Source organism: Nostoc cf. edaphicum LEGE 07299 (genome assembly GCF_015207245.1).
Taxonomy (GTDB): Bacteria; Cyanobacteriota; Cyanobacteriia; order Cyanobacteriales; family Nostocaceae; genus Nostoc; species Nostoc edaphicum_B.
This window is the reverse complement of record NZ_JADEXF010000518.1, coordinates 1-4145: the sequence shown is the minus strand read 5'-3', so window position 1 is coordinate 4145 and position 4145 is coordinate 1. Positions and strand designations below refer to the sequence as shown.

Below are 4145 nucleotides of genomic sequence, written 5' to 3'. Positions count from 1 at the left end.
TAATTACAACCTTTCCTGGTTAGAAAATTTACTTTATCGCTATGTGCTAATTCCTCAAACTAAGAAAGCACTGCTGCAACAAAAAGAAGACTATAGTTGGACAGATTCTCGTCCTAACTGGGGCCCTGGTCGAATTGACCCTTTTAATCCAGTTAAATTCAATACTTTAAAGTTGCCCAAAGATAACACTATTGGCAACTCTGATATGATGCCTCTTTGGAATCAAAAGATGCACAAAGGGTTTGCACTCCATTGGGATGGGTTAGAAACTTCACTAACAGAAACTGTTCAAACTGGAGCAATTGGTGACGGTGCTACCAAAAAATCACTTCCTGTAGCCGATTTACAACGAGTAGAAGATTTTATTCAAGAACTACCACCTCCCAAATATCCATTTGCTATTGATGAGCAAGTGGCTGCAAAAGGAAGCCAAATTTTTGCTAATACTTGTGCATCTTGTCACGCTTTTGGTGGTGAAAGAACGGGTACTGTTATCCCCGTGGAAGAAGTGGGAACTGACCGCCATCGGTTAGATATGTGGACGCAAGAAGGAGCGGATACTTACAATCATTTTGGTGATGGCTACCCTTGGGACTTCAAAAACTTACGCAAAACCAACGGGTATGTATCTGTTTCTCTAGATGGATTATGGTTAAGAGCGCCATATTTACATAATGGTTCAGTCCCATCTCTACAAGATTTGTTAGAAAAACCAGAGAATCGTCCTCAAGTTTTCTATCGAGGATATGATGTCTACGATCCGAAAAAAGTTGGTTTTATTACTGAAGGAGATGAAGCCAAAGCTATAGGTTTTAAATACGATACGACGGTAACTGCTAATTCAAATCAGGGACATATTTATGGCACTGATTTATCTGATGAGAACAAAAAAGCCTTGATTGAGTATCTGAAAACTCTGTAATGAAATTGGTTTACTAAATACTAATGTGATTTAGTAATTTTCTGACGTTAATCATTTACTAGCAAACGCTCAAAAACCGAATTGGAGATCATCGTGAAGCCATATTTACCACAAAAAGATCCTGATGTTAATGTCCGAATCAATTGGCTAGATAAAAATCGAGAAGAGTACAAATTTAATTACGATTATCTAGCTCCTCTACCAGTAATTGATAAAGTTCCTCATAAAGAAATATTCTCGGCGGAATATACTGCTAAACGTTTGGCAAGTATGGCAAGTCTTGCACCAAATATGCTAGCTGCTAAAGCCAGAAACTTCTTAGACCCGTTGGATGAGTTGGAAGAATATGAAGAACTTTTGTCACTTCTACCAAAACCCGATGTCATAAAAAATTACAAAACAGACTCTTGTTTTGCAGAACAACGACTCTCTGGAGCGAACCCATTAGCTATCCAAAAAATTGATGCACTACCTGATAATTTTGCTGTCACGGATGCACATTTTCAGAAGGTTGCAGGTACAGGATTTACTTTGGAAAAGGCACTCAATGAAGGCAAGCTGTATTTCTTAGATTATCCTTTGTTATCTGATATTAAAGGTGGTGTCTACGAAAATGTTAAAAAGTACCTTCCCAAGCCACAAGCTCTATTTTATTGGCAAAGTAATGATAATTCTAATGGTGGTTCTCTAGTGCCTGTTGCCATTCAGATTAATCATGATTCTGGTGCAAAAAGCGTGATTTATACACCAGATGACCCCCATTTAGATTGGTTTTTGGCAAAAACCTGTGTTCAAATTGCTGATGGCAACCATCAAGAATTGGGTAGTCATTTTGCCTATACCCATGCAGTTATGGCTCCGTTTGCGATTGTCACTGCACGGCAACTAGCAGAAAATCATCCCATCGCCTTACTGTTAAAACCCCACTTCCGTTTCATGCTATTTGATAACGATTTGGGACGCACTCAGTTTTTACAACCTGGAGGCCCAGTTGATGAGTTTATGGCGGGTTCATTGGCAGAGTCTCTTGGATTTGTGGCAAAAGTTTATGAAGAATGGAGTGTGGAAAAATTTACCTTCCCTCGGTTAATAAAAAGTCGTCGAACGGATGATCCAGAAATTTTACCGCACTTTCCTTTCCGGGACGATGGCATATTAATTTGGAATGCCGTCGAAAAGTTTGTGGCTGAATACTTGCAACTCTATTACAAAACCTCACAGGATATCAGTGACGACTATGAGTTGCAAAATTGGGCTAGAGAATTAGTGGCCCAAGATGGTGGTAGAGTCAAGGGAATGCCAGCCAAGATTGAGACTTTAGAACAACTGATTGAAATCATCAGTGTGGTAGTATTCACCTGCGCTCCTCTACACTCTGCTTTGAATTTTTCTCAGTACGAATATATGGCTTTTGTACCCAATATGCCCTATGCAGCCTACCACCCAATTCCAGAAACTAAGGGTGTGGATTTGGAAACTATCATGAAGATACTTCCGCCCTTTAAACAAGCTGCCGATCAGGTGATGTGGACTGAGATTTTAACATCGTACCACTATGATAAATTGGGTTTTTATGATGAGGAGTTTGCCGACCCATTAGCGCAGGAAATTGTAGTGCAATTCCAACAGAATTTGCATGAAATAGAACGGCAAATAGACATTAGAAATCAAACTCGTCCCATACCTTATAACTACTTCAAGCCTTCAGAGATTATTAACAGCATTAATACTTGAATTAGTTTTAGTAAAAAAGAGGAATCACAATGTCAAATCAGAAAGTAACCGTCACCGCTCGACTAAAAGTGAAGCCAGGTTTGGAAGACAATTTCAAGCAGGAATTTCAACCTGTAATAGCTCTCACTCTTACAGAAGAAGGTTGTATTAATTACGATTTGCACCAATCTGTTGACGACCCATCTTTGTTTCTGTTGCATGAAAACTGGGTCAGCCAGGAAATTTTAGCTCAACACCTAGAGCAGCCGTATATTAAAGCTTTAGGGGAAAAATCAGGACAATTTTTAGTTGAACCACCTGAAGTCAGGTTATGGCAGCAGATTGCGAACAACTCCTAGCTGGTGATAATAATGACATCAAGGGTGTTATTGTATGGTGCAACTGGCTATGCTGGAAAACTCATTGCTGAATCTGCTAAAAATAACGGGCTGGAATTAATTTTAGCTGGACGCAATCAAAGTTCACTAGCAGCTGTAGCCAATGAATTAAGTTTGGACTTTCGGGTTTTTGGCTTAGATGACCGACAGGCGATCGCTCGCTCTCTTGAGGATATAATTGCTGTCATCAACTGCTCTGGGCCTTTCTCCAAAACCTCAAAGCCACTTGTCGATGCCTGTCTCAAAACTAAAACTCATTATTTAGACATAGCTGGCGAAGTACCTGAATTTCAGGCGCTACAGGCACGAGATACTGAGGCTAAAAGTGCAGGGATAATGCTTCTCCCTGGTGTGGGATTTGGAGTTGTCCCTACTGATTGTGTAGCTGCTTACCTCAAACAGAAGTTAGCAGTTGCAACGCGACTGATTTTAATTTATGAAACAGTGGGCGGTGTATCTCAGGGAACTGCAAATACAGTACTGCCAACTTTACATCATATCGGGGTAGTCCGAGAAGCAGGTAAGCTCATCCCATCTCGCCCAGCATCGAAAAGACGTAAAGTTGATTTTGGTTATGGCCCGGTGACAGCAGTAACAAACCCTTGGCGTGCTGATATTATCACTGCTTTCCAAAGTACGGGTATTCCCAATATTGAGGTTTATACCGTATTTCCTAATCCTGTGCGCTTTCTAATGGAGTCGAGCCAGTATTTGGGATGGTTATTTAACTCGTCTTTATTCCAAAGTGCTTTAGCAAGTCTAATTAAAACTCTACCCACTGGGCCAACGGCGGCAGAACGAGCCAAGGGGCAAGTTAGAGTAATTGGTATTGCTGAGGATAAAACTGGTCAACAAGTAAGTGCAAAGCTCTTAGGGCCGGAAGCATACGATTTTACGGCGTTGGCGGCTGTAGCAGTTATTAAACGGGTAATTCAAGGCGAAGTTAAGGTAGGATTCCAGACTCCTGCATCTGTATATGGGGCAGATTTTGTCCTTGAAATTCCGGGAGTTACTGGGTTCGAGTAAGGATACAACAGAAAGCTGGGTTTTTTAGGCTTGATAGCGAAAAAACCCGGCTTTTTTTTGCAGACTTAACAAATAAGCCCTTATTA

4 protein-coding genes are annotated in these 4145 nt (G+C 40.7%); all 4 read left to right on the top strand.

Annotation, left to right across the window (positions count from 1 at the left end; genetic code table 11):
- Window positions 1-922: c-type cytochrome (locus IQ229_RS15975; RefSeq protein WP_194045297.1), on the top strand; the 922-nt coding region annotated here is incomplete at its 5' end.
- Between the two features lie 93 nt (window positions 923-1015).
- Complete coding sequence (locus tag IQ229_RS15970; protein WP_194045295.1) at window positions 1016-2656, top strand: lipoxygenase family protein; 1641 nt, start codon at window positions 1016-1018, stop codon at window positions 2654-2656.
- 29 nt (window positions 2657-2685) lie between these two features.
- Entirely contained in the window at window positions 2686-2994 is a 309-nt protein-coding gene (locus IQ229_RS15965) for a putative quinol monooxygenase (protein WP_194045293.1), read from the top strand.
- Window positions 2995-3006: 12 nt separating this feature from the next.
- Window positions 3007-4059: a saccharopine dehydrogenase family protein gene (locus tag IQ229_RS15960; protein WP_194045291.1), complete on the top strand. Its 1053-nt coding sequence runs from the start codon at window positions 3007-3009 to the stop codon at window positions 4057-4059.
- Window positions 4060-4145: the final 86 nt, after the last annotated feature.